Origin of the sequence: Pseudomonas bharatica CSV86 (assembly GCF_000319305.2) — a bacterium.
In the GTDB taxonomy this organism is placed as follows: Bacteria; Pseudomonadota; Gammaproteobacteria; order Pseudomonadales; family Pseudomonadaceae; genus Aquipseudomonas; species Aquipseudomonas bharatica.
Map to the genome: position 1 here is coordinate 766,949 of NZ_AMWJ02000001.1, position 24,140 is coordinate 791,088.

General features: G+C 62.9%; 23 protein-coding genes, 1 tRNA gene and 2 pseudogenes. 15 read left to right on the forward strand and 11 right to left on the reverse strand.

The window, feature by feature from the left end:
- Positions 1–45 precede the first annotated feature (45 nt).
- Positions 46–636, reverse strand: coding sequence for a cysteine hydrolase family protein (locus CSV86_RS03550; protein ID WP_009394143.1), 591 nt, complete (start codon positions 634–636; stop codon positions 46–48).
- A gap of 187 nt (positions 637–823) precedes the next feature.
- Between CSV86_RS03550 and prmB the strand changes: the two genes are divergently transcribed.
- On the forward strand, positions 824–1,732 hold the full coding sequence (gene prmB / locus CSV86_RS03555) for a 50S ribosomal protein L3 N(5)-glutamine methyltransferase (protein ID WP_009394145.1): 909 nt from the start codon (positions 824–826) through the stop codon (positions 1,730–1,732).
- 120 nt (positions 1,733–1,852) lie between these two features.
- Here the strand turns inward: prmB and CSV86_RS03560 are convergent, their stop codons facing one another.
- Together CSV86_RS03560 and CSV86_RS03565 are read right to left on the reverse strand one after the other, a co-directional pair.
- The gene (locus tag CSV86_RS03560) at positions 1,853–2,650 is read right to left on the reverse strand and encodes a hypothetical protein (protein WP_009394147.1); all 798 of its coding nucleotides are present in this window, start codon (positions 2,648–2,650) and stop codon (positions 1,853–1,855) included.
- A gap of 97 nt (positions 2,651–2,747) precedes the next feature.
- On the reverse strand, positions 2,748–3,707 hold the full coding sequence (locus CSV86_RS03565; protein WP_037058335.1) for an alpha/beta hydrolase: 960 nt from the start codon (positions 3,705–3,707) through the stop codon (positions 2,748–2,750).
- Positions 3,708–3,837: 130 nt separating this feature from the next.
- On the opposite strand from CSV86_RS03565, the gene aroC reads away from it, so the two are divergent.
- The 3 genes from aroC to CSV86_RS03580 are packed head-to-tail and all read left to right on the forward strand — an operon-like array spanning position 3,838 to position 6,699.
- Positions 3,838–4,929 carry a chorismate synthase gene (gene aroC, locus CSV86_RS03570; RefSeq protein ID WP_009394150.1) on the forward strand — a complete coding sequence of 364 codons (1,092 nt, stop codon included), beginning with the start codon at positions 3,838–3,840 and terminating at the stop codon, positions 4,927–4,929.
- Between the two features lie 37 nt (positions 4,930–4,966).
- On the forward strand, positions 4,967–6,112 hold the full coding sequence (locus CSV86_RS03575) for an MFS transporter (RefSeq protein ID WP_009394153.1): 1,146 nt from the start codon (positions 4,967–4,969) through the stop codon (positions 6,110–6,112).
- Between the two features lie 38 nt (positions 6,113–6,150).
- Positions 6,151–6,699: an ARD/ARD' family protein gene (locus CSV86_RS03580; RefSeq protein WP_009394155.1), complete on the forward strand. Its 549-nt coding sequence runs from the start codon at positions 6,151–6,153 to the stop codon at positions 6,697–6,699.
- A 111-nt stretch (positions 6,700–6,810) separates the two neighbouring features.
- Here the strand turns inward: CSV86_RS03580 and CSV86_RS03585 are convergent, their stop codons facing one another.
- Positions 6,811–7,083, reverse strand: coding sequence for a DUF3509 domain-containing protein (locus CSV86_RS03585; RefSeq protein WP_009394156.1), 273 nt, complete (start codon positions 7,081–7,083; stop codon positions 6,811–6,813).
- 261 nt (positions 7,084–7,344) lie between these two features.
- On the opposite strand from CSV86_RS03585, the gene CSV86_RS03590 reads away from it, so the two are divergent.
- Positions 7,345–7,866: an ankyrin repeat domain-containing protein gene (locus CSV86_RS03590; protein ID WP_009394160.1), complete on the forward strand. Its 522-nt coding sequence runs from the start codon at positions 7,345–7,347 to the stop codon at positions 7,864–7,866.
- Positions 7,867–7,917: 51 nt separating this feature from the next.
- Positions 7,918–8,448: a hypothetical protein gene (locus CSV86_RS03595; protein WP_009394161.1), complete on the forward strand. Its 531-nt coding sequence runs from the start codon at positions 7,918–7,920 to the stop codon at positions 8,446–8,448.
- Between the two features lie 10 nt (positions 8,449–8,458).
- Here the strand turns inward: CSV86_RS03595 and CSV86_RS03600 are convergent, their stop codons facing one another.
- Positions 8,459–9,394 carry a ZIP family metal transporter gene (locus CSV86_RS03600; protein WP_009394162.1) on the reverse strand — a complete coding sequence of 312 codons (936 nt, stop codon included), beginning with the start codon at positions 9,392–9,394 and terminating at the stop codon, positions 8,459–8,461.
- A gap of 124 nt (positions 9,395–9,518) precedes the next feature.
- Here CSV86_RS03600 and CSV86_RS03605 point away from each other — a divergent pair, with 124 nt between their 5' ends.
- The 7 genes and pseudogenes from CSV86_RS03605 (at position 9,519) to CSV86_RS03635 (ending at position 16,246) form a co-directional block, all read left to right on the forward strand.
- The gene (locus CSV86_RS03605; RefSeq protein ID WP_009394166.1) at positions 9,519–9,710 is read left to right on the forward strand and encodes a PLDc N-terminal domain-containing protein; all 192 of its coding nucleotides are present in this window, start codon (positions 9,519–9,521) and stop codon (positions 9,708–9,710) included.
- 243 nt (positions 9,711–9,953) lie between these two features.
- Positions 9,954–12,014 carry an LTA synthase family protein gene (locus CSV86_RS03610; RefSeq protein ID WP_009394168.1) on the forward strand — a complete coding sequence of 687 codons (2,061 nt, stop codon included), beginning with the start codon at positions 9,954–9,956 and terminating at the stop codon, positions 12,012–12,014.
- A gap of 144 nt (positions 12,015–12,158) precedes the next feature.
- On the forward strand, positions 12,159–12,395 hold the full coding sequence (locus CSV86_RS03615) for a hypothetical protein (RefSeq protein ID WP_009394169.1): 237 nt from the start codon (positions 12,159–12,161) through the stop codon (positions 12,393–12,395).
- Positions 12,396–12,566: 171 nt separating this feature from the next.
- On the forward strand, positions 12,567–12,896 hold the full coding sequence (locus CSV86_RS03620) for a ribonuclease E inhibitor RraB (RefSeq protein WP_009394170.1): 330 nt from the start codon (positions 12,567–12,569) through the stop codon (positions 12,894–12,896).
- 204 nt (positions 12,897–13,100) lie between these two features.
- A pseudogene (locus CSV86_RS03625) lies at positions 13,101–14,508 on the forward strand (circularly permuted type 2 ATP-grasp protein).
- Positions 14,509–14,511: 3 nt separating this feature from the next.
- Complete coding sequence (locus CSV86_RS03630) at positions 14,512–15,462, forward strand: alpha-E domain-containing protein (protein ID WP_009394173.1); 951 nt, start codon at positions 14,512–14,514, stop codon at positions 15,460–15,462.
- Positions 15,459–16,246, forward strand: a pseudogene (locus tag CSV86_RS03635) (transglutaminase family protein). Before CSV86_RS03630 ends, CSV86_RS03635 begins: the two are co-directional and overlap by 4 nt.
- 3 nt (positions 16,247–16,249) lie before the next feature.
- Here the strand turns inward: CSV86_RS03635 and CSV86_RS03640 are convergent.
- The gene (locus CSV86_RS03640) at positions 16,250–17,044 is read right to left on the reverse strand and encodes a c-type cytochrome (protein WP_037058337.1); all 795 of its coding nucleotides are present in this window, start codon (positions 17,042–17,044) and stop codon (positions 16,250–16,252) included.
- Positions 17,045–17,564: 520 nt separating this feature from the next.
- On the opposite strand from CSV86_RS03640, the gene CSV86_RS03645 reads away from it, so the two are divergent.
- The gene (locus CSV86_RS03645) at positions 17,565–18,293 is read left to right on the forward strand and encodes an amidotransferase (protein WP_009394177.1); all 729 of its coding nucleotides are present in this window, start codon (positions 17,565–17,567) and stop codon (positions 18,291–18,293) included.
- Here the strand turns inward: CSV86_RS03645 and CSV86_RS03650 are convergent.
- The 3 genes from CSV86_RS03650 to CSV86_RS03660 form a co-directional block, all read right to left on the reverse strand.
- Positions 18,271–19,242: a magnesium and cobalt transport protein CorA gene (locus tag CSV86_RS03650; protein WP_009394179.1), complete on the reverse strand. Its 972-nt coding sequence runs from the start codon at positions 19,240–19,242 to the stop codon at positions 18,271–18,273. The two genes, CSV86_RS03645 and CSV86_RS03650, sit on opposite strands and share 23 nt — an antisense overlap.
- Before the next feature lie 81 nt (positions 19,243–19,323).
- The gene (locus tag CSV86_RS03655) at positions 19,324–20,028 is read right to left on the reverse strand and encodes a lysophospholipid acyltransferase family protein (RefSeq protein ID WP_170394360.1); all 705 of its coding nucleotides are present in this window, start codon (positions 20,026–20,028) and stop codon (positions 19,324–19,326) included.
- Positions 20,029–20,143: 115 nt separating this feature from the next.
- Positions 20,144–20,833 carry a crotonase/enoyl-CoA hydratase family protein gene (locus CSV86_RS03660; protein ID WP_009406759.1) on the reverse strand — a complete coding sequence of 230 codons (690 nt, stop codon included), beginning with the start codon at positions 20,831–20,833 and terminating at the stop codon, positions 20,144–20,146.
- Between the two features lie 300 nt (positions 20,834–21,133).
- Between CSV86_RS03660 and CSV86_RS03665 the strand changes: the two genes are divergently transcribed.
- Positions 21,134–21,223: transfer RNA gene (locus CSV86_RS03665), tRNA-Ser, on the forward strand.
- Positions 21,224–21,377: 154 nt separating this feature from the next.
- Here the strand turns inward: CSV86_RS03665 and CSV86_RS03670 are convergent.
- The gene (locus CSV86_RS03670; protein WP_009406752.1) at positions 21,378–23,531 is read right to left on the reverse strand and encodes a TonB-dependent siderophore receptor; all 2,154 of its coding nucleotides are present in this window, start codon (positions 23,529–23,531) and stop codon (positions 21,378–21,380) included.
- Between the two features lie 219 nt (positions 23,532–23,750).
- A complete protein-coding gene (locus CSV86_RS03675; RefSeq protein WP_009406749.1) occupies positions 23,751–24,137 on the reverse strand; it encodes a hypothetical protein in 387 nt (128 codons plus the stop codon).
- Positions 24,138–24,140: the final 3 nt, after the last annotated feature.

Below are 24,140 nucleotides of genomic sequence, written 5' to 3' on the forward strand. Positions count from 1 at the left end.
GGTTTCGACCGGTAATCGTCGAGGTGGTTCCGTACGCCAGCCGGATCAGATCAGGCTGTCGACGGGCGCCACGCAGGCGAAGTTGTCGGCCATGATCGCCATTTCGCTCTGCTGGATCTGTGCGGCAGGTATGACGCCGCCCTTGAACGGCAGGTCGCGGGTGGCACAGCCATCCTCGACCAGGGTGCAGCGGTAGCCATAGTCCTTGGCCCGGCGCACGGTGGTGCTGACGCTGGAATGGCTCATGAAACCGCAGACGATGATGTCCAGGTGGCCGAGTTCCTGCAGGGTTTCGTGCAGCCGGGTGTTCTTGAACGCATTGGGCATGCGTTTTTCGATGATGATTTCGTCGCCGCGGGGTTCCAGGCCCGGAATGAACTCGCCACGCGGACCTTGCGGATCGAACAGGCCACCGACGGTACCCAGATGCCGCACATGGATGATCGGCCGGCCGGCCCTGCGGGCCGCTTCGAGCAGTTTGCCGATGTTCGCCACGGCTTCGTCCATGCCCGACAGCGCCAGGGGGCCGCTCAGGTATTCCTTCTGGGCATCGATGATCACCAGGCTGGCGTTGCTCAGCTTCGCTGGCGGATAGCCGCGTCCACTGAGGTGGAACATGGTCGTTGGAACAGACATCAAGGGCTCCTTTGGCTAGGGCTTTTTGGCTATTCTCCCCTGCTTGGCCGCCGATGTGAATCGCTTAGCGTACAAGTGGCGTAGTTAGTGGCTCTCAGCCATGTCAGCGATTGGCTCATTTTTGTGGTGGCGGCCCATCACGGCGCCGGGCTGGTAGAATCGTCGGTCGTCTTTCAAGGAGTCTGCCGTGATCACTTCCCGCCTGCGCACGTTGCGCGATCATATTCGCTGGGCTGTCAGCCGTTTCCATGAACACGAGCTGTTCTTCGGGCATGGCGCCGACAACGCCTGGGACGAGGCCCGCCTGCTGGTGCTGGGCGCGGTGCACCTGCCTTGGGAAGTGGCCGACAGCTACCTCGATTGCCGCCTGGAGGACGACGAACTGGTCAAGCTGCAGCGCCTGCTCAAGCGCCGCATCGAAGACCGTGTGCCCACCGCCTACCTGCTGGGCGAGGCGTGGTTCTGCGGGATGTCGTTCATTGTCGATGAGCGTGTGCTGGTGCCGCGTTCGCCGATTGGCGAACTGATCGAAAAGCGCTTCGAACCCTGGCTGGCCGCCGAACCTGCGCGGATTCTCGATCTATGCACCGGTTCCGGTTGCATCGGCATCGTCAGCGCCGACGTGTTCCCCGACGCCGAAGTGGTGCTGGCCGACCTCTCCTTCGATGCGCTCGAAGTGGCCAACCAGAACATCGAGCGCCATGGCCTGGAGCAGCGTGTCTATACCGTCCAGGGCGATGGCTTCTCCGGCCTGCCGGGCCAGCGTTTCGACCTGATCCTGTCCAACCCGCCCTATGTCGATGCCGAGGACTTCGCCGACATGCCGGCGGAATATCACCACGAACCCGAGCTGGGCCTGGCCTGTGGCAACGATGGCCTGGATCTGGTCCGGCGCATGCTGGCCGAAGCTGCCGATCACCTGACCGAGAAGGGCCTGTTGATCGTCGAGGTGGGCAATAGCCAGGTGCATGTCGAGCAACTGTATCCGGAAGTGGATTTCGCCTGGCTGGAGTTCGAGCGTGGCGGCCACGGCGTGTTCATGCTGACTGCCGAGCAATGCCGCAAGCACCAGGCGCTGTTCGCCTCGCGGGTCTAAAGAACCACGCAGACCCTGTGGGAGCGGGTTTACCCGCGATTGCGGTAGTGAATTCACCGACGCAATCGCGGCGGTTCGGCGTTCCGATGAACCCGCTCCCACAGGGTACGCGGTGTATTTTCAGCGATGTGTCGCGATCCAGATCAGCAACCCGGCCTGGAACACGGCAAACGCTACCAGGCAGGTGATGGTAAAGCGCAGCCCGCTGTCCTCGCGCTTGAACTTGGCGACCCGTTCGTCCCGCTCGCGCAGTTGCGCTTCCTTCTCATGCAGCTTCTGCTCGGCCTGCTGGAGCATGTTGGCGGCATCGATGATGTCGACCCGCTGCAATTTGTCGGTGTTCCAGCCGCCCTTGAGCTGGCCGACCTGGGTTTCCACGTAGCGCCCTTTCAGGTGCTGGGCGTCGGCGTACTCCACCTCGATACCGCTGGCATGCAGCACGTGGTCGCGGCGCAGCCGGGTGTCTTCGTTGAGGGCGTCCTTGTTCGCCAGCAACCCGCCTTCCAGGCGATAGCCCGACCAGCGCCGCTGGGCCCATTGCACGCCCTGGGCTACAAGGAAGCGGCCGATGCCGCGGTTCAGCGGTTCGACCTGCAGGCCGCTGTCGGGGCCCACGGTTACCAGGCGCTCGGCGTGATCGACGCGGATGTCGAGGACATTCTGTTCCTTGCGCGTTTTCTGCCCGGGCAGGCGAATCTCCATGCGCAGCAGGCTGTGCTCCTTGCTGTGCCGTTCGGCATAACCGTACTGGACGAAGCGCAGCGGGCGCGGGCCGCTGTTGCGGTCGGTGGGCAGCGGCGCCAGGCGCAGCAACTGGAAGTGCTCCGGGGCAAGGTCCGCCCAGGGCAACGGAGCGGGTTCCGGCGCAACCGGTTCGTCGGTCGCTTCGGCAGCGTCCTGGGTGGGTGCATCTGTCATCAAGGCGGTCCTCTTTTATGCGCGCCAGGCAGCCTGCAATGGCGGTGCCTGCATCTTTCTATCGGCCGCGGCGGCGAGGACTGGAGGGCAAATTTCCTTAACGGGTTGCCAACTGCTGCACAAACGCGACGATCCGCTCGCCGAGGGCGCTGGCCAGGGGCAACTCAGGATTGGTGTAGGCGTCGCGCTGTTGGCCTATGCCCGGCGGGCTGATACGCAGCATATGGTTCATGCCGTCGATCAGCGCCAACTGCGCATCGGGCTTGGCTGCATGCAAGGCACGGGCATCGGCAGGACTGACCTGAAGGTCGTTGCGCCCCTGGAGGATCAGGGCCGGCACCTTCACGCTGGCGAACGCGGCAGCCGGGTCCTGGCGAAACAGGGAGATCAGGTAGGGCTGCACGCTGGGACGAAAGACATCCTTCAGTACTGCAGGCAACCGCTCGCTTTGCCGGCCGGCCTTGAGCTGGGCGATCACGGCCTCGGCGCGCTTGAGTTCGGCGGGCGGCAGTTGCTCGGCCAGTTGTTCTCGCAGTACCTGGTCGATTGGCCGGCCGCTGCCGGCCAGGGTAATCACGCCGTCGGCAGTAGCGGGTGTGGCCGCCAGGCTGGCGATCAGCGCGCCTTCGCTGTGACCCAGAAGGATAAGCGGACCGAAGCGTGGATCGGCCTTGATCTTGCGGCTCCAGGCGACAGCGTCGGCTACATAGCGCTCGACGCTGAGGTTGCGCTCGTCCGGCGTCGCCGCCAGGCTCTCGGCAACCCCGCGCTTGTCGTAGCGCACGCTGGCGATGCCATTGCGCGCCAGTTGCAGGGCGAGGCGCTTGAGGATATCGATGCGTCCCACGGCCGGGTTGTTGCCATCGCGGTCCGTGGGGCCGGAGCCAGCGATGATCAGCACCACCGGCGGAGGTGTGTCGCTGCGCGGCAGCAGCAGGCTGCCATGCAGGATGCCCTGGCCGGTATCGAGGCTGACCGGACGCTGGAACACCGCCGGAGCGGCCTGGGCTGTACAGCAGAGGAGCATCAGGAGGAGGGCGGCAAGGCGCGGCATTATCGGACACACGTGGAGGGATGCCCGTAAGACCGAAGCGGCCGGGAAGGTTCGCTATCAGGGATGAACTGATTGGTTAGCCTGCGTATACTGGCGGCCTTGTTCAAATCAGGCTGATTCGCGGAGCGTCTGCATGTCCGGCAATACCTACGGCAAGCTGTTCACTGTCACCACCGCTGGCGAAAGCCATGGTCCGGCGTTGGTCGCCATTGTCGATGGCTGCCCGCCGGGCCTGGAGATTTCGCTGGAGGATCTGCAGCGCGACCTCGACCGGCGCAAGCCCGGCACCAGCCGCCATACCACCCAGCGCCAGGAAGCCGACGAGGTGGAAATCCTGTCCGGGGTGTTCGAAGGTCGCACAACCGGCTGCGCCATCGGCCTGCTGATCCGCAATACCGACCAGAAGTCCAAGGATTACTCGGCAATCAAGGACCTGTTCCGCCCGGCCCATGCCGACTACACCTACCACCACAAGTACGGTGAGCGCGACTACCGCGGCGGCGGTCGCAGTTCCGCACGGGAAACCGCCATGCGCGTGGCCGCCGGCGCCATCGCCAAGAAATACCTGGCCAGCCAGGGCATCCGCATTCGCGGCTATATGAGCCAGTTGGGTCCGATAGAGATTCCGTTCAAGACCTGGGACTCGGTGGAAGAGAACGCCTTCTTCAGCCCCGACCCGGACAAGGTGCCGGAACTGGAGGCCTACATGGACCAGTTGCGCCGTGACCAGGACTCGGTCGGCGCGAAGATCACCGTGGTGGCCGAAGGCGTGATGCCGGGCCTGGGCGAGCCGATCTTCGACCGTCTCGACGCCGAGCTGGCCCATGCGCTGATGAGCATCAACGCGGTCAAGGGCGTGGAAATCGGCGCCGGTTTCGCCTGTGTTTCCCAGCGCGGTACCGAGCATCGCGACGAACTGACCCCGGAAGGCTTCCTCAGCAACAACGCCGGCGGCATCCTCGGCGGGATTTCCTCGGGCCAGCCGATCGTCGCCCACCTGGCGCTGAAGCCGACCTCGAGCATCACCACCCCGGGTCGCTCCATCGACAAGGACGGCAATCCGGTCGACGTCATCACCAAGGGCCGTCACGATCCTTGCGTGGGCATCCGCGCCACGCCGATCGCCGAGGCCATGATGGCGATCGTGCTGATGGACCACCTGCTGCGCCATCGCGGGCAGAACGCCGATGTACGGGTGAGCACGCCGGTACTGGGCCAGCTTTGATGCACTGCTTCATCCCTTGCGCCACGGCTCGCTAGCCGTGGCGCTTCCTTACTGGCGGCTGTCCAGTTTCTATCTGTTCTATTTCGCCCTGCTCGGCGCCACCGCGCCGTTTCTGGCGTTGTATTTCGACCATCTCGGTTTCTCCAGTGCACGGATCGGCGAGCTGGTCGCGATCCCCATGCTGATGCGCTGCGTGGCCCCCAACCTGTGGGGCTGGCTGGGAGATCGCAGCGGCCAGCGCCTGCTGATCGTGCGCTTGGGGGCGTTATGCACCCTGGGCAGTTTCGCCCTGATCTTCGTCGACAAGAGCTATGCCTGGCTGGCGCTGGTGATGGCGCTGCATGCGTTCTTCTGGCATGCCGTGCTGCCGCAGTTCGAGGTCATCACCCTGGCGCACCTGCAAGGCCAGACCGGGCGCTACAGCCAGGTCCGCCTGTGGGGCTCGATCGGCTTCATCCTCACCGTGGTCGGCCTCGGCCGGCTGTTCGAGTGGCTGAGCCTGGACGTCTACCCGGTGGCGCTGGTGTGCATCATGGCCGGTATCGTCTGCGCCAGCCTGTGGGTGGCCAATGCACAGCCTGCGGAGCACGCCGAACTGCCTTCCAGCGGCGGCTTTCTCCAGCAACTGGGCCGTCCCGGCGTGCTGGCCTTCTATGCCTGCGTCGCCTTGATGCAACTCAGCCATGGTCCGTACTACACCTTCCTGACCCTGCATCTCGAGAGCCTCGGCTACAGTCGCGGCATCATCGGCATGCTGTGGGCCCTGGGCGTGCTGGCGGAGGTGCTGTTGTTCGTGGTGATGAGCCGGATCCTGGCGCGGTTTTCCCTGCGTCGGGTGTTGCTCGCCAGCTTCCTGCTGGCGGCACTGCGCTGGTGGCTGCTGGGCGCGTTCGCCGAGCATCTGCTGGTGCTGTTGCTGGCGCAACTGATGCACGCGGCGACTTTCGGCGCGTTCCATGCGTCCTGCATCGCCTTCGTCCAGCGCAGCTTCGGCGCACGCCAGCAAGGTCAGGGCCAGGCGTTCTACGCGGCCCTGTCCGGTACCGGCGGCGCGCTTGGTGCGTTATACGCGGGCTACAGCTGGAAGGCCCTGGGGCCGACCATCACCTTTAGTATTGCCAGCGTCGCGGCGCTGGCCGCAGCCGTTATCATTGCGGCCCGGTTGAAAGAGGACGCGGTGTAGCGTTCTTCCCCAGCTTTCGAAAGATCAGGAGTTGCCCCTTGAGCATCCTCAGCGTTTACCACCAGTCCACCCCCGATACGCCGAACAAGGTCCTCACCCATGCCGACGATATCGCCACGACCCTGGCCGAGCAGTGCGTGCGCTTCGAGCAGCGCGAGGTGACGCAGAGCATTCGCCCCGGGACGGTCGAGGCCGAGGTGACCGCCAGCCTGGGCGAGCAAATACAAGCCATGCGTAGCGAGTTTTGCGCAACCGTGCTGGAAGTGCTCAGTGTCAATCCGGAGCATCCGCAAAAGGAAGAACTGCGTGCCGGCCTGATCGATGAGCGCACGCATGCGAGCGACGATGTGCGTTTCTTCGTCAGCGGGCGTGGGCTGGTGAACATTCGCATCGGCGAGTATGTCTACGGATTGATCGGTGAACGCGGTGATCTGCTGATTGTGCCGGCGGGCGTGGCACAGTGGTTCGACATCGGTGAGCAGCCGAACCTGGTGCTGGTGCGGTTCTTGAGCAAGGAAGGGGAGAGGGCCCGGTTGACCGGAGACAAGGGTTCCCTCGACTATCCAGGCTTGGATGACACGTTTTAAAGCATTTGGCAGGGACTTTGTGGGAGCGGGTTCACCCGCGATCGCGTTAGTGGCTTCACCGACGCAATCGCGGGTGAATCCGCTCCCACAAGTTTCCGTGTTGCTTGTTCTTTAGCGGTAGGTCGGCAAGGCAAAGCGCTGCTGGCTTTGCAGCATCGAAATCACCGGCAGCTCACTGGCCTGTTCGGCCAGGTCACGGCGAATCGCGCTGATCGCCCACGACAGTTGCTCGGCGTTGTGCAGTTGGGCGTAGGACAGGCAACGCTTGGTCTGCTTGCCGTCCGCAGCGCGCAAGGTCAGCAGGATGCCGCCGTCAGGGCGGGCCTGGGTGGTGACTTGGTAGGCGGAGAATACCGAGGCGAATTTTTCCTGAATGAGGTCCATATCAGCTCCTTGGCTGTGGGTGGCAGACATGGAGTGATAGTTGCAGCCGGCGTGCCAGCTTCAATGCAATAAAAAATCCTTTTAAATCAATAGCTTGTCAATGATGGCAATAAACGCCTTCGTGCATCGTGCAAGGTCGTGCAATTTGCACAGTGCAATTTGCAAGATCATCTTTCCCATTGACTGGATGGAATTATTCCCGGGCTTTACGGATCAATCCCTGACAAACAATTTGGCTTTGTGCCGTCCAGGAGGTTCCTAATGTCCGACCAGCAACCCGTCAGCATGAGTGCCGATGAGCAGCAGGCCTTTGCCGAAGAGGTTTTCGAGCGTGCTCGCCAGGGTGATGCCGGCATGCTTCGGCGCTTGCTGGAAAAAGGCCTGCCGTCCAATCTGCGCAACCACAAGGGCGATACCCTGCTGATGCTCGCCAGTTACCACGGCCATCTCGATGCTGTTCGGGTGCTGCTGGAGCATGGCGCCGATCCGTTGCTGGCCAACGACAACGGCCAGCTGCCGGTCGCGGGGGCGGCGTTCAAGGGCAATCTGGAGATGGTCCGCCTGCTGGTGGAACATGGCGGTGACGCCGATGCCGCCGCGGGCGACGGGCGTACCGCATTGATGATGGCAGCGATGTTCAATCGGCTTGCCATCGTCGATTACCTGCTCGAACAGGGCGCCGACCCCACCCGTCGCGATGCTCGTGGCGCCGATGCCCTGGCCTCGGCGCTGACCATGGGCGCCACGGAAACCGCCGCGCGGCTGCGAGCGCTGGCCGACTGACCCGGTGGCGGCTATCCTTGCCGCCTTTTTTCCAGCATCCGGGAACGTCCCATGAAAAACCAACTGGCCGAACTGATCGGCAAGATCAGCTCCGGCTGCATGTCCGAACAGGATATCCAGCGCATCGCCGAAGAAGCGGCCCAGGCCTATGCCGATCCGGAAGGTTTCCTCGCTGCCAACCCGGATATCAATTACGACGACACGTTCCCCATTCCCCTGGGCGAATGGGTAGTAGTCGGCAGCCTGCCCGATACCGTGCTGTTCCAGGCCGACACCTACGAAGACCTGTTCGCCGCCATCGTCGCTTCCTTCGACAAGAGCGTGCCGTTCAATTTCAAGCCCAGGCAACTGGCCAAGGTCGAGGCACTGACTGCCCTAAACCGCATCCAGGTGCAGATGGGCAGCATGAACAAGGAAGCCGGTGGCTACGTGCTGGTCAACTTCAGCCAGTTGCTCGACGATGAACTGCAGATGGTCCTGGTCTGCGGCGACGACCTGGCGCGGGTGCTGGAGCTCTGCGCCGAGTTGAACATTGCCGCCGCGCCGGCCCTGGAAGCGCTGAGGGTTGCGGTGCACATCTGACGGCAGCCCGCTAGCCGAGAGCCGTATCGAGGAACATCATCACCGCGAAGCCACCCATCAGGCCGAGAGTTGCCGAGGTCTGATGGCCATTGCGGTGGGTTTCCGGGATCACTTCGTGGGACACCACGAAAATCATCGCACCGGCCGCCAGGCCCATGCTGACCGGGTAGGCGAGGGCGAAGCCGCTGGAAATGCCCAGGCCGATCACTGCGCCAATGGGCTCCATCACCCCGGAACCGATCGCCACCAAGGCGGCTTTCAGGCTCGACAGGCCGGTGGCGCGCAAGGCCAGGGCCACCGCCAGGCCTTCGGGAATGTCCTGGATGGCGATGGCGCTGGTCAGCGGCAGGCCGACGTTGAGATCGCCATTGGTGAAGCTCACGCCAATGGCCATGCCTTCCGGCAGGTTGTGCAGGGTGATCGCCAGGACAAACAGCCAGACCCGGTTGATGCGTTCCGATTGCGGCCCGCAAGGGCCGGTGCTCTCGTGTTCATGGGGCGTGAAGCGGTCTAGGCCAAGCATCAGCAGCACGCCCAGACCCATGCCCAGCACGACCGTCAGCGCTGCGAGCGGGCCGTTTCCGGTGATCTCGCGGGCGGCATCGAGCCCCGGGAGAATCAACGAGAAGGAGCTGGCGGCGAGCATCATCCCGGCGGCAAAGCCGAGCATCACATCCTGGGTACGCGAGCTGACCTCACGCAGGATCACCGCCAGCACTGCGCCGAGGGCGGTGGCGGAAAAACCGGCGAGGCCGCCGAGCATGGCCATGTGCAGGTTTTCCTGATGATCGCCGTGGATGGCGTTCCACGCACTGGCCCCCATCAGCCACAACACCGCCAGCAGGCTTAGGCCTAGGCCGGCGCTGAGCCACGGCGATGCTTGTGCCTGTTGCAGCCAGGCACCAGGGAGCGAAGCGGGGGCGGATGAGGCATGGGAAGGGGGCATGCAGGAATCTCCAGAACAATTGCAAGCGAGTGTAACCAAGGCCTCGGAACGCCGATGAAACAAGCGCGTCTATAAGGCCGATAGCCAGCTATTCTTTGCTACAGCTTGAATTGGGAGTTTCAACATGGGTTCGACGTTCAATGGCCTTGCCGGCCTGGTCATCCTCGCCCTCGACATCTGGGCGATCCTTAATGTGGTCAAGAGCAGCGCCGGTGGCGGAGCCAAGGTCCTGTGGATCCTGCTGATCATCCTCCTCCCCGTGCTCGGCCTGATCATCTGGGCCATCGCCGGGCCGCGCGGCGACGTTCGCATCTAGCGTGAAAACACCACGCTAGCGCAACGTCCCGGTTTTGCACGCGGATTTGTGTTGGCCGGGCAACCCGGCTAGCCTGATCCGCGCTTTGCGTTGCCTCAACGAAATTTTCACAATCGATTGCGGACAATCGCGCGCGCCTTTACCCATCCGTCCAGTGGCTGGCCATCCGGAAATCCTCTCGGAGCGGCGCCGCCTGGCGTCGATGTGCTTTCTATAACCAGAATTCCAGGGACCTTCCATTTCATGGCTAAAACGGACGCCTCGCGCCTGCAACCGACGGTCAAATCACACCTGCTCTATACCTTCCTGTGCGGCCTGGTGATCATGCTGATGCTCAGCGCCGTGCGCTTCGCGCTGCTGGTCTATAACCGCGACATGATCGGCGACACACCCTATTCGACGGTTGCCGAAGGCTTCTTAAACGGCCTGCGCTTCGACCTGCGGGTGGTGGTGTACCTGAGCATTCCGTTGCTGCTGGCAATCCTCAGCGCCCGGGCCATGGCGGCTCGCGGGCTGTTCCGCCTGTGGTTGACCATCGCCGGCAGCGCAACGCTGTTCCTCGGCCTGGTGGAGATGGACTTCTATCGCGAGTTCCACCAGCGCCTGAACGGCCTGGTATTCCAGTACATCAAGGAAGACCCCAAGACCGTTTCCAGCATGATCTGGTACGGGTTCCCGGTGGTTCGCTACCTGCTGGCCTGGGTCGCCGGCACGGTGATCATGAGCCTGGCATTCAAGGCCATCGATCGCCTGACCCGGCCCCGCGGCCAGTACCAGAGCAACCTTGCCGGGGTGCGCAGCGTTGCGCCGTGGTATGTGCGCGGCGTGGTGTTCTTCATGATCCTGCTGGTGGCCGTGGTCGCCGCCCGTGGCACCTTGCGCCAGGGGCCGCCGATGCGCTGGGGCGATGCCTTCACTACCGATTCCAACTTCGTCAACCAGTTGGGCCTGAACGGCACCCTGACCCTGATCGATGCGGCCAAGAGCCGTTTCTCCGAAGACCGCGACAACATCTGGAAAGCCACCCTCGATCCGCAGGTTGCCCAGCAGACCGTGCGCGAGATGCTGCTGACCCCAAACGACAAGCTGGTCGATGCCGACAGCGCGGCGATCCGCCGTGACTTCACCCCGCCCGCGGACAAGACCCTGCCAATCAAGAACGTGGTGGTGATCCTCCTCGAGAGTTTCGCCGGACACTCGGTCGGCGCCCTTGGTGGCAAAGGCAACATTACCCCGTACTTCGACAAGCTGGCCGAGGAGGGCCTGCTGTTCGACCGCTTCTTCTCCAACGGTACCCATACCCACCAGGGCATGTTTGCTACCATGGCCTGCTTCCCAAACCTGCCGGGCTTCGAATACCTGATGCAGACCCCGGAAGGCGGCCACAAGCTCTCCGGTCTACCGGCGCTGCTCAGCGCCCGCGACTACGACGACGTGTACGTGTACAACGGTGATTTCGCCTGGGACAACCAGTCCGGTTTCTTCGGCAACCAGGGCATGACCACCTTCATCGGCCGCAACGACTTCGTCAATCCGGTCTTCTCCGACCCGACGTGGGGGGTGTCCGACCAGGACATGTTCGACCGCGGCGCCCAGGAACTGGCGCACAACTACGGCAAGAAGCCCTTCTATGCGCTGCTGCAGAGTCTGTCCAACCACACCCCGTACGCGCTGCCGAAGAACCTGCCGGTCGAGCCGGTAACCGGTTTCGGGCGTCTCGACGAGCACCTCACGGCGATGCGCTACTCCGATTGGGCCTTGGGCCAGTTCTTCGAAAAGGCGCGCAAGGAGCCGTATTTCAAGGAGACGCTGTTCGTCATCGTCGGCGACCATGGCTTCGGCAATGCACAGCAGGTCACTGAACTGGACCTGGGCCGCTTCAATGTTCCGCTGCTGCTGATCGCTCCTGGCATCCAGGAAAAATTCGGCAAGCGTGACCACACCGTGGGCACCCAGATCGATATCGTGCCGACCATCATGGGCCGTCTTGGTGGCGAGACCCGTCATCAGTGCTGGGGACGCGACCTGCTCAACCTGCCCGAGGGCGACCAGGGCATCGGCATGGTCAAGCCGTCGGGCAGCGAGCAGATCGTCGGCTTGTTCCAGGGCGATCAGTTGCTGATCGAGTCCAAGGACATGGAACCGCGGCTGTACCGTTACCAGGTGGGCAGCGAGTTCAAGGCCGAGTTGATCGATGGCCCGCAGAAGAGCGAAATGCAGAAGAAGCTTGAGGCCTTCATCCAGACGGCCACCAAGAGCCTGCTGGATAACACTGCGGGTGTGGTCCACGGTATTCCGGACTGATTTCCCGAGCATTGGCTAACCCAAGGACCCCGGCATTGCCGGGGTCTTTTTTTTAGCTGCCGGTTGGATGAAAAAACCGGAACAACACCCACTGGCCAAGGTCAACGGAAGGTAGGCCGTACTTCCATTCGAGGACAACGCCAGATGAAAGAGTGGGAAATCACTTTCGTGGACCAGAAGGGCGAGCGCACCGCGTTGCTGTTCGCTTGCGAAAACCGCCCGAGCATCGAAGACGCTGCGCGGCAGGTAAGGGGCCACCTGTTCCCGATCATGGACGAGCTCGACCTCAACGATTTCCAGGACCGCGCTGAAAGCCCTACTGCCAAGTGGCTGAAGGAGCAGAGCGGAGTGGTCATCACCGGCATCACTGAAATGCCCTGAGCGTCAGGCTGGCGATGTGCCCAGCCTGACGCTACGCTGAACACATGGTCGTCGTTTTTCCGGCGCCGGCCGTTGCCGTCGTTACATCCGCTCGAGACCCCGGCCGCAAGGTAAACGGGGTGGCGTGAACGCGCCGAAAGTCTATCCATCGTGATTGAGGAGGACGATTCAATGAGCAACCTGTACGAAGACATCAGCAGCATCGTGCTGCGCCGCATGAAAGAAGGCGGCTTCGATTTCACCCAAATCCATCCCATCGAGTTTTACGCGGTATTCCCGGACGAGGAACGGGCGCGCAGGGCTGCAGGCAAGTTTCGTGGCGAGTCGCTGTGTGCCTCGGTGCACGAGAGCGACGAAGGTTGGCAACTGGAATTGCAAAAGATCATGTACGCCACCCATGGCGGGATCGGCGAATTCGAGCATGATTTCGAAGCAGTGATCCGGCCCTTGGGTGGTGAGGCCCAAGGCTGGGGCGTCAAGCAGGAGCGTGTGCTGACCTGAAACCCGTTCCGGGGCGGCGCCTGGCGCGGCCCCGGATTCACCCGCGCTTCGCAATGAAGCGTACGCCCCATAGGCGTAGCGATAGCTGCACAAGTCTGGTGCGGTCTCTTTCCTGAATCTTTGCAACCGCTTGATTCACAAGCCTTATTGTTGCTGGCACGGGCTTTGCGATATTCCTTGGGCACGGGTGACAAGGAGTTCGGCATGATTCGCAGTTTCTATGATGAGATGTACGCCGCCGACGGTCAGCTCCGTCCGCATTATCGGGAATTCGCCCGCTGGCTGGGGGAGACTCCCCGGAGCTGCTGGCACAACGGCGTCGCGAGGCTGACCTGCTGTTCCACCGCGCCGGTATCACCTTCACGCTTTACGGCGACGAGCAGGGCACCGAGCGCCTGATCCCCTTCGACACCATTCCCCGGGCCATTCCCGCCAGCGAATGGCGGGTGGTGGAGCGCGGCTGTATCCAGCGGGTCAAGGCGCTGAACATGTTCCTCGCCGACCTGTACCACGAGCAGCGCATCCTGCGTGCCGGGATTATCCCCGCCGAGCAGGTCCTGGCCAACGACCAGTACCAACTGGCGATGCAGGGCCTGAGCCTGCACCGCGACCTCTACGCGCATATTTCCGGGGTCGACCTGGTGCGCGATGGCGACGGCACCTATTACGTCCTCGAAGACAACCTGCGAACCCCCAGCGGGGTGAGCTACATGCTCGAGGACCGCAAGATGATGATGCGGTTGTTCCCCGAACTGTTCGCCGTCCAGCGCATCGCGCCCATCGATCATTACCCCAACCTGCTGCTGGAAACCCTGAAGAGTTCCAGCCCGCTGGATAACCCCAGCGTCGTGGTGCTGACGCCGGGGCGCTTCAACAGTGCCTTCTTCGAGCATGCATTCCTGGCACGGGAAATGGGCGTGGAACTGGTGGAAGGGGCCGACCTGCTCGTCCGTGACGAGCGGGTATTCATGCGCACCACGGGTGGTCCCAAGCCGGTGGACGTGATCTACCGACGCCTCGACGACGCCTATCTCGATCCCCTGGCCTTCAACCCGAGTCCATGCTCGGCGTGCCCGGCCTGCTGTCCGCCTATCGCTGCGGCAACGTGGTGCTGGCCAATGCCATCGGCACCGGGGTGGCCGATGATAAGTCGGTCTATCCCTATGTCACCGAGATGATCCGTTTCTACCTCGACGAGGAGCCGATCCTGAAGAACGTCCCCACCTGGCAATGCCGCAACCCCGCCGAACTGTCTCATGTGCTGGCCAACCTGCCGGAGCTGGTGGTCAAGGAAACCCAGGGATCCGGCGGCTACGGCATGCTGGTCGGGCCGGCCTCGACCCAGGCCGAGATCGCCGCCTTCGCCGAGCGCATCAAGGCCCGGCCGGCGGCCTACATCGCCCAGCCAACCCTGTCGCTCTCGACCTGTCCGACCTTCGTCGAGAACGGCATCGCGCCGCGGCATATCGATCTGCGGCCGTTCGTCCTGTCCGGCCGCGAGACCCGCGTGGTCCCGGGCGGCCTGACCCGCGTCGCCCTGCGCGAAGGCTCGCTGGTGGTGAACTCGTCCCAGGGCGGCGGTACCAAGGACACCTGGGTGGTGGAGGACTGAACCATGCTCAGCAGAACCGCTTCCGACCTGTACTGGATGTCGCGCTACCTGGAGCGCGCGGAAAACCTCGCGCGCATGCTCGATGTCAGTTATTCGCTGTCGCTGATGCCCCAGGACGGGCGCGGCGACGGCCTCGATGAAATGACCCTGGCCCTGCGCATCACCGGCACCCTGGACGATTACCTGGAACGCCACGGCCAGCTCCACGCCGAGCGCCTGTTGCATTTCTTCGCCCTCGACCCGGAAAACCCGGCGAGCATCTACAGCTGCCTCGGCGCCGCGCGGGCCTGCGCCCATGCGGTACGCGGCAAGATCACCGCCGACATGTGGGAGAACATCAACGCCACCTGGCTGGAGATCCGTGGTATCGCCGAGCAGGGCCTGGGGCGCTACGGCATGAGCCGCTTCTGCGAATGGATCAAGGAGCGCTCGCACCTGTTCCGGGGTGCCACCTACGGCACCATCATGCGCAACGATGCCTTCCGCTTCATCCGCCTCGGGACCTTCATCGAGCGTGCCGACAACACCCTGCGCCTGCTCGATGCCCGCTACGAGATGTTTGGCGAGGCGGCCGAGGCCGTCAGCGACAGCTCCGCCCGTGGTTATTACCAGTGGAGCGCCTTGCTCCGCGCGCTGTCCTCGTTCGAGGCCTATACCGAGATCTACCGCGATGCCCCCACCGCGCGCCATGTGGCCGAACTCCTGCTGCTGCGTGCCGATGTGCCGCGTTCGCTGCGGGCCTGTACCGAAGAAATCGACCAGATCCTCGCCAGCCTGCACGGCACCAACGGCCGCCCGGCCCAGCGCCTTGCAGCGGAGGTGGATGCCCGGCTGCGCTATACCGGGATCGATGAAGTCCTTTCCCAGGGCCTGCATCCCTGGTTGAACCATTACATCCCGCTGGTGCGTGAATTGGGCAACGCCATTCACAGCGCCTACCTGGAGGTCGTATGAAACTGACAATCAGCCACGAAACCGCTTACCACTATGAAGACCAGGTGCGTACGAGCATCCAGTACCTGCGCCTGACCCCGTCGGATAACCAGCGCCAGCGCGTGCTGCAATGGCAGCTGGACCTGCCGCGTCCCGTGCAGGCACGGCGCGATCCGTTCGGCAATATCCTGCACGTGCTCAGCCTGGAAGAACCCCATGCCGACCTGCTGATTGCGGCGCGGGGCGAGGTCGAGATCGACCCGGACCTGGAAGCCGAACAGGATAGCCATTCACCCCTGCCATTCCTGCGCTCGACGCGCCTGACCGAGGCCGACGAAGCCTTGTGCGCCTTCGCTGTCCGGCATTGTGGCGAATACCGGGATCGCGGTGCCTTGATCGGCCTGATGGGGGCGTTGCATGACCATATCGCCTACCGGCCCGGCGCCACCGCCGTGGACACCAGCGCCGCCCAGGCCTTCGCCGTCGCTGCCGGAGTCTGCCAGGACCACGCCCACGCCTTCATCGCCTGTGCCCGCAGCCTGCAGGTGCCGGCGCGCTACGTCTCGGGGTATCTGTTCGACAATGACAACCAGCACATGGCCAGCCACGCCTGGGCCGAGGCCTGGCTGGACGACGCCTGGTACAGCTTCGATGTCACCAACCAGCTCGCCGTGCCGGAGCGGCACCTGAAGCTGGCGGTGGGCCTGGATTACCTGGATGCCTGCCCGGTGCGCGGCATGCGTCGGGTGGTGGCTATGAGCAGATGCACGCCAATGTGCTGGTGACCTCAGGGTTCAATCAGTAGAGCTCAGGATTTGCGCTTGGCCATGTGTGAAAGATAAGCGAGCAGGGCGTCGAGATCGGCGTCGGGCAGGGCTTCGACGGTGAACTCCGGCATGCGCGCCTGCGGCCATTGGCGCAGGCTTTGCGGATTGCGGATATAACGCCGGAGGAATTCGGGGCGGAAATATTCGGTGGGGTTGTAGGGGCGGTTCAGGTCAGGGCCGAACTGGGCGTCACCGGCGCCGTTGAGGCGATGACAGGCCAGGCAGTTCTTCTGGAACAGGGCAAAGCCACGGTTCACCGTGGCGCTGGCGTCGCTGGCCGGAAGCAGGGCGGGAAAGCGCACGGCGACCGGATCGAGACGGCGGATAGTGGCGATCTGATAAGGCCATTGTTCAGGGCTGATATTGCCGGCCTTGGGATTAGTCCAGACCAGGTAGAAAGGGCCGGCGCCCGGCTTGTCCTGGCCCAGCGCTGGCCATGGTCTTGCAGGGTCTTCCACCGCGATCCAGGCTTGTGCCGGGCCGTTTTCGAGCAATGGCGCTGCGGGCATTTCCGCTGCGAAACCATCGAGGGCCACGGCCTGCAGGTGGTCATCGGGCTTGATGCCCTCCAGCAGCGCGGCGAGGGGCACGGCGCGGTAGTTCATGGCCTTCTTGTAGGAAACATCCTCATCGATGCGAATATCCCGAGCCTGCGGATGCTTGAGCAGGGCTTCGCTGTCCCACTGCGTGCTGGTGGTGCCCAGTTCCAGCTTCAGTTGCGCGGCATGCAGTGGCAGGCTCGCCAGGGCAAGCAGGAAGATGAGGCAAAGGCGCATGGACCAATCTCCGACCAGTGAGGCCGGCAGCATACACCAGAGCCTGGATGACACCGAATGACGATCGCTCAACCGAACAGGCGTGTCAGGTTGGGCAGGATCAGCAGCAGTGTGGTGGCGAACAGAATGAGTCCTGCCTGACGTACCTTGTGTTGTTTGAACATGGCTGTCTGCCTTTTTGTTGTTATTCCTGCAAGCCGGATGGCGTCCCTGTCTCCGGTCCGGTGGAAGCCTCTGCGGGCTCTCGTTTCGGACCTGCTATCAATGGGTATACAACCTGGGATGCTGCAACGTTACCGCCGATTTAGAACGCTTTCGTCTGTACTTTGGTAGCGAAAGACCGTTCGCTTATGAGGCTTTTTGCCATCTGCGTACGATGCGCCTGACTAGACACATGCGCCGCTTACACGTACGACTCGCAAGGAAATGACCGTTCGTCCGAGGGAATACTTGCTTGATACCAATAATCGCGGCAGGCTGCATCCGTGTTTTTTCACCACTGTCGTTCAGGGCCAAGTCTATGTCGCTACGCATCTGCATCCTGGAAACCGACGTCCTGCGACCCGAGTTGGTCGAGCAATACCAGGGCTACGGACGGATGTTCGAGCAACTGTTTACCCGCCAGCCGATCGCCGCCGAGTTCAGCGTCTATAACGTGATGAACGGCCATTATCCGCCGGAGGATGAAGTCTTCGATGCCTATCTGGTGACAGGCAGCAAGGCCGATTCGTTCGGCGACGATCCGTGGATTGGCAAGCTCAAGGAATTCCTGCTGGATCGCTACAAGCGTGGTGACAAGCTGCTCGGCGTTTGCTTTGGCCATCAATTGCTGGCGCTGCTGCTCGGCGGCAAGACCGAACGCGCCACCCAGGGCTGGGGCGTCGGCACCCACCGCTATGTGATGGCGGCCCGTGCGCCATGGATGAGCCCGCAGGTGGAAGAACTGACCCTGCTCATCAGCCACCAGGATCAGGTCACCGCGCTACCGGAGAACGCCACTGTGATCGCCTCCAGCGACTTCTGCCCCTATGCCGCGTATCACATCGGTGATCAGGTGCTGTGTTTCCAGGGCCATCCGGAATTCATCCACGACTATTCCCGGGCATTGCTCGACCTGCGCCAGGAGCACCTGGGCGCCGAGGTCTACCGCAAAGGCATCGACAGCCTGGGTATCGACCACCAGGGCCAGACCGTCGCCGAGTGGATGATGCGCTTCGTCGCCCAGCCTAAAGCCAGCCAGAACGCTTGAAGCTGCTGTACAGCGCGGTGCAGCCCACCGCGATTCCTCCCAGGACGGCGAAATAGCCGTAGTGCCAGCTCAACTCCGGCATGTTCTGGAAGTTCATGCCGTAGATTCCCGCGATGGCCGTGGGGAACGCGAGGATCGCCGCCCAGGCGGCGAACTTGCGCTGCACGATGCTCTGGCGTGACGACTCCAGCAACATGCCGATCTCGATGGTCTGGCTGGCCAGGTCACGAATGCCTGCCAGGTCCTCCATCTGCCGGGTGACGTGAATCTGCACATCGCGAAAATACGGGCGCATGTTCTTGTCGATGAAGGGGAAGGCCAGGCGCTGCAGTTCCTCGCTGATTTCCACCATGGGCGCCACGTAGCGGCGCAGACGCAGGATGTCGCGGCGCAGACCGTGGAGGCGGCGAATGTCCTCTTCCACCAATGAAGCGCAAAGCACGTTGCGCTCCAGTTCCTCGATCTCGCCATGGATGGCTTCGCTGACGGGTTGGTAGTTCTCGGTGACGAAGTCCAGCAGCGCGTAGAGCACGAAATCCTCGCCATGTTCCAGCAGCAGCGGTCGCGCTTCGCAGCGCTGGCGCACCAGGGCGTAGGACTTCGAATGGCCGTTGCGGCAGGTGATGATGTAGCCGTTGCCGGCGAAGATATGGGTTTCGATGAACTCCAGCTTGCCGTCCTGGCGTACTGGCGAATAGGTGACGATGAACAGCGCGTCGCCGAAGGTTTCCAGTTTCGGCCGGCTATGTTTTTCCAGGGCGTCCTCGATTGCGAGCTCGTGCAGGTTGAACTGGCATTGCAGGTTGGCCAGTTCCTGGGCGTTGGGCTCTTCCAGACCGATCCACACGAAGTGCCCCGGCTTGCGCGCCCATTCGGCACCTTCGTCGATGCTGATATTGGTGACCTTGCGCCCGGCACTGTAAACCGCTGCTGCTACGACTCGACCCATGGTTGTGCGAATCCTTCGTTTAACGTGTCAGACAGCTTGGTCTGACCTCGACGAAACGGCAACTGCTCAGCCGTGCCGATGCTAGTGCTCCATCAGGTCGATGCACGCCTGCATCTGGGCCCGGCATTGCTCCATAAGCGCCGGGATGTCTTGCTGGGTCATGCCGGTGGTCGAAATCGGCGGCAGCGAGCGGATTTCCACTCGGGTCTTGCGCCAGCCGTTGAGGTTCAGGCGTCGTGCATAGCGGCTGGCGCACACCGGTACGATCGGCACCCCGGCATCGATGGCCATATGGAATGCGCCTTTCTTGAACGGCTTCAACACCTCGCCCGGATTGCGCGTGCCTTCGGGGAAGATCCAGATCGACGTATCTTTTTGCAGGGTGCGGCTGGTGGTTTGCAGGGCGCGGCGCGCCTGGTAGGCATTGCTGCGGTCAACCAGCACGTTGCCGCCCAGCCAGAACAACTGGCCGAACAGCGGAATCCAGCCGAGGCTCTTCTTGCCGATGCAGACGGTGCGCGGCGGCACCACATGGCCGAGAACGAACAGGTCGAAATTGGACTGGTGGTTGGCAACGATCACGCACCCGGGGGGCTGGTCGAACAGCGGTCCCACCTCGGCCTTGATCTCCAAGCGCAGCAGCCAGCTCGCGGGCCAGGCGTAAAGGCGCGCATAGAGACGGCTATTGTCCGGGTTGAATGGACGGCACAGGCCAATGACCAGACCGATCAGGCCCACCAGGATGAAATGGATACCCAGCAGGAGCATGCGAGGAAGAAAGAGCATCGTACGACTCACTCGACAAAACGCGAGGCAGTGTACGGGTGTACTCCGGTGGCGGCAAACGGACTGTTCGGCAACGTGGCGGAAAAGGCCGGACAGGATGTGTCCGGCCTTGAATTCAGGCGAAGTGTTCCTGGTCGCGAATGATCGCGTCGTCGAGGGTTTCCAGCAGGGCCTTGCGCACTTTCAGCTTGGTGTTCTTGTGCGCGTTCATGTTGATCTTCTTCAACTGGCGGGCGGCGGCCAAGGCGGTTTCGGCCAGTTGCTCGGCGGGTACCACCTTGTCGAGGAAGCCCGCCTCGACGGCGCCGGTCGGGTCGAACATCTCGCCGTTGATCACCGAGCGATGGAAAGCCGCCTTGCCAAGGCGGTCACGGGCGAGCTCGATGCCTGCGTGGTGCATGGTCATGCCGATCTGCACTTCATTCAGGCCGATGCTGAACGGACCTTCGACGCCGATGCGGTAGTCGGCCGAAAGCAGCAGGAAGGCACCTTTGGCCACGGCATGCCCGGGGCAGGCGACGATGATCGGGTAGGGGTGGGACAGCAGGCGCCGGGCCAGGGTCGACCCGGCGGTGACCAGTGCCATCGCCGCTTGCGGGCTGGAGGTCATCACTTTCAGGTCGTAGCCCCCGGACAGGATCCCGGGCTGGCCGGTGACGATGACCACGGCGCGGTCTTCCTTGGCGCGGTCCAGCGCGCTATTGAAGGCGGCGATCACGTCGGGCGAGATGGCATTGACCTTGCCATTGTTCAGGGTGAGGGTCGCGATGCCATCGTCGAGGTGGTAGTTGATCAGCTCACTCATGACGGAATTCCTTTCAAGGAGAAGTGGCGGGAAAGTGGCAAGACGTTACCCAGCCCCTGCGGTCAGGTAAAGCACGATGACTGACTATGCGGTCACTGATCGCGCTCCCGGGCCCGCCCGGCCGGAAATCCCCTGAAAGGCCGGACAAAGCAGGGCAGGGATTGGCCAAATTGCCATTTCACCTAGCGTTTTCCAGCCTCTGGCATAAATATCTGAAAATTCTGAAAAAAACCTTTGCCAAGTGAAAAGGTTTCGACTAAATTAGCGCGCCTCGACAGGCTGAACTGCTTGAAGAGATCCGGTGAAGTGTCCGAGCGGTTGAAGGAGCACGCCTGGAAAGTGTGTATACAGGAAACTGTATCAAGGGTTCGAATCCCTTCTTCACCGCCACTTTCGATGTACCAAAAAGCCCCTGGAGACGTGAGTTTCCAGGGGCTTTTTGCATTCCGGGGTTTTGTGTTGTTCTCCCGCAGCTCCCACAGGTTATGCGATCCCTGTGGGAGCTGGCTTGCCAGCGATGAGGCCCGAAAGAGCTCCGCAGGTCTCAGAAACTGACCGAAGCCGAAATCCGCGCCGTGCGCGGCGCCCCCTGGAACAGGTAGTTGTCCCCCAGGTAATCCCCCACATCCCGCCAGTAGCGCTTGTCGAAGACGTTATCCACAGTCAGGCGCAGCACCGTTTCATACCCGGCGATCTTCGTGCTGTAGCGGCTGCCCAGGTCGAAAACGCTATACCCGCCGACTTCCACCGTACCTTCCTGGTTGGCGTACTTGCTGGCGCTGTAGCGCATGCCGCCGAGCAGGGCCAGGCCGGGTGCGCCGGGAATGCTGTAGTCGGCCTGCAAGGCCGCGCGCAGGCGCGGTACGTTGAGGGCCTGGTGATCGTCGTAGGCGTCGGTGCCGCTGTCTTCGACCCGAGCGCGCGTCGCGGCGACGCTGGCATTGATCTGCAGGTCCGAGGTCGCCCAGCCGCTGGCGCCCAGTTCCAGGCCGATATTCTTCTGCTGACCCTGTTGCACGTAGGTGAAGTTCCCGGCGCCGTCGGGCCGGGCATACTGGTAGGCCTGGCGCAACTGGAAGAGCGCCGCGCTGAAGCTCATGCGCTGCCAGTCACGCTTGATTCCCAGCTCGATCTGGTGGGAGGTGGTCGGGGCGAGGATGTCCCCGCCATTGGAGGCGAACCACGGTGAGGTGCCGCCGGACGACAGGCCCTTGCTGTAGCTGGTGTAGATGGACAGGTCCGGACGCGGTTTGTAGATCAGCGCAGCGTTGGGCAGCAACTCATACTGGCGCGTGTGCCGGTTCGAGACACCGTCTTCACCGAAGGCTTCTTCGTCCAGGCGCACTTCGCGGGCGCCGATCACTGTCTGCCATTGTTCGTTGAAACTGATGCGGTCACTGAAAAACACACCGTACTGGCGGCTGTCCAGGCGTCGTTCGGTATGGCCGGGGCTGCCTGGTGCCGGATCGAAGGCCGGGGTTGCTTGATAGATGTTGGCGGTGCCCACCCACTCGTTGAAGGTCGGACGCTGATCGACGGTGCGCCGTTGTGCACTGGTGCCCAGTGTCAGTTCATGATTCACGCCGAGGGCGTCGAAGCGGCCGACAAGGGTGGCCTGGGCTTCGTCGGTGCGGCGGGTGTCGTCCGGGCTGCGGTAGTCGTAGATGTCGTAGTCGCCGTCGGGACTGAAGGTGTTGCCCAGGCCGGGACAACTGGCCGCACCGTAGCAACCCCAGGCGAACGAACTGTAGTCATCGATTACCACCCGGCTGCGCGACGCGCTCACTGCCCCGGTCCAGGCATCATTGAAGCGGTATTCGAAACGCCCGCCGAGGTTCAGCGAATCGCTCTTCACCTGGTGCGCCCAGTCCTGCCAGGCCAGGCGGTCCTTCGGGTCGATACCATGCGGCAGGCTGGTGCCGCCCAGCAACTGATAGCCCGGCACCGAATATTGCTCGCGGGTCTGGTACTCGACGTCCAGTTGCAGCAGCGCGTTCGGACTCATCTGCCAGTCGAACGCCAGGGAGGCGAAGTCCCGCTGGCCGTCGGCATGGTCCACATAGCTGCGGATATCCTCGTGCGCCAGGTTGGCGCGCAGGCCGAACTGTCGTTCGCTGCCGAACCAGCCGCCGAGGTCGGTGGCGATATAGCGCTCGCCCTGTTCGTTGCTGGACAAGGTCAGCGAACGCACGTCTTCCGGGCGCTTGGTCACGTAGTTGATGAGCCCGCCAGGTTCCGACACGCCGCTTTGCAGCCCGGACAGGCCCTTGAGCAGTTCCACTTGCTGCTTGTTCTCCAGCGCCACATTCTGCTCGCCGGTGATGGTCTGGCCGTTGATCTTGTAGCTGTGCGCGGCGTCGAGACTGAAGCCGCGCACATTGAAGTTCTCGTAGTAGCCGATCGGCGCGTAGGACTCGCCCACCGAGGCATCGCTTTGCAGCACTTCGCTGAGCAGGCGCACCTGGCGATCCTGCAGCAGTTGTTCGGTGAACACCGAGACCGAGGCCGGAGTGTCCAGCAGCGGTGCGGAAGAGAATCCAGCCACCTGGGCCTGACGCGGCTGATAGCCCTCATCCCTGGTGTCGGATACGTTCAGCGGATCGAGGACGACACTGTCTTCGGCAAAGGCGTACGGGTTGCTCAGGGCCAGGCCGGCGGTGAGCAGGCTGAGCGGCAGGCACGGGCGGTGCAAGGACATGCGGCAAAACTCCTTGGGGGCCGACAGCGGGCACACCGTTGTCGTTCGGAGTTGCCGGTGGCTGAAGACCCGGTACGGCGAGAGGAAGGCACGGGCGAGGGGGATGGCACTGCGCCAGGGCGTGCTGGCGCGGGCGCAATCTTAGCAGGGGCAACCGCGTTGCGGTGCCCCGATTTGCCATGTCATTGCAGAGGATGAGCGGTGTGGCAGGATGCGGGCTCAGGAGTTCGATAGCTGCCGCGGCTGCATGCGGCGGCGCCAGTTGCCGTCCAGCTTCGACCAGGTCTTGCCATCGGTCACCGCCAGTAGCTTGCGGCCATCCTTGAAGGTGGCAAGGAAGGTGATTTCCTCGTCCTTGCTGCCCAGCCAGAGCCCGGCGAGCAGTCCCAGCGGGCCGGCCATCAGGCAACCGGCGAAGCCCCAGCCAAGGGCGCTGCCCAGGTTGCGGCTGGTTTCCTGATTGGCGACCTTCATTTCCTTGATGCGCGAGAGCGCGATTTTTTCGCCCGGTGAAGGGCTCGCGGCGGTCTTGAGTGTGAGCGATCCATTGCGGTACTCGCCTTCACCTTGCAAGAAATCGCCGGATTGAACCGTGAGTCTTGTCATGGG

Coding starts and splice junctions, on each gene's coding strand:
- CSV86_RS03550 (WP_009394143.1), bottom strand. CDS start 636: ATGTCTGTTCCAACGACCATGTTCCACCTCAGTGGACGCGGCTATCCG.
- CSV86_RS03560 (WP_009394147.1), bottom strand. CDS start 2,650: ATGACAGATGCACCCACCCAGGACGCTGCCGAAGCGACCGACGAACCG.
- aroC (WP_009394150.1), top strand. CDS start 3,838: ATGTCCGGCAATACCTACGGCAAGCTGTTCACTGTCACCACCGCTGGC.
- CSV86_RS03585 (WP_009394156.1), bottom strand. CDS start 7,083: ATGGACCTCATTCAGGAAAAATTCGCCTCGGTATTCTCCGCCTACCAA.
- CSV86_RS03590 (WP_009394160.1), top strand. CDS start 7,345: ATGTCCGACCAGCAACCCGTCAGCATGAGTGCCGATGAGCAGCAGGCC.
- CSV86_RS03595 (WP_009394161.1), top strand. CDS start 7,918: ATGAAAAACCAACTGGCCGAACTGATCGGCAAGATCAGCTCCGGCTGC.
- CSV86_RS03600 (WP_009394162.1), bottom strand. CDS start 9,394: ATGCCCCCTTCCCATGCCTCATCCGCCCCCGCTTCGCTCCCTGGTGCC.
- CSV86_RS03605 (WP_009394166.1), top strand. CDS start 9,519: ATGGGTTCGACGTTCAATGGCCTTGCCGGCCTGGTCATCCTCGCCCTC.
- CSV86_RS03610 (WP_009394168.1), top strand. CDS start 9,954: ATGGCTAAAACGGACGCCTCGCGCCTGCAACCGACGGTCAAATCACAC.
- CSV86_RS03615 (WP_009394169.1), top strand. CDS start 12,159: ATGAAAGAGTGGGAAATCACTTTCGTGGACCAGAAGGGCGAGCGCACC.
- CSV86_RS03620 (WP_009394170.1), top strand. CDS start 12,567: ATGAGCAACCTGTACGAAGACATCAGCAGCATCGTGCTGCGCCGCATG.
- CSV86_RS03630 (WP_009394173.1), top strand. CDS start 14,512: ATGCTCAGCAGAACCGCTTCCGACCTGTACTGGATGTCGCGCTACCTG.
- CSV86_RS03640 (WP_037058337.1), bottom strand. CDS start 17,044: ATGCGCCTTTGCCTCATCTTCCTGCTTGCCCTGGCGAGCCTGCCACTG.
- CSV86_RS03645 (WP_009394177.1), top strand. CDS start 17,565: ATGTCGCTACGCATCTGCATCCTGGAAACCGACGTCCTGCGACCCGAG.
- CSV86_RS03650 (WP_009394179.1), bottom strand. CDS start 19,242: ATGGGTCGAGTCGTAGCAGCAGCGGTTTACAGTGCCGGGCGCAAGGTC.
- CSV86_RS03655 (WP_170394360.1), bottom strand. CDS start 20,028: ATGCTCTTTCTTCCTCGCATGCTCCTGCTGGGTATCCATTTCATCCTG.
- CSV86_RS03660 (WP_009406759.1), bottom strand. CDS start 20,833: ATGAGTGAGCTGATCAACTACCACCTCGACGATGGCATCGCGACCCTC.
- CSV86_RS03670 (WP_009406752.1), bottom strand. CDS start 23,531: ATGTCCTTGCACCGCCCGTGCCTGCCGCTCAGCCTGCTCACCGCCGGC.
- CSV86_RS03675 (WP_009406749.1), bottom strand. CDS start 24,137: ATGACAAGACTCACGGTTCAATCCGGCGATTTCTTGCAAGGTGAAGGC.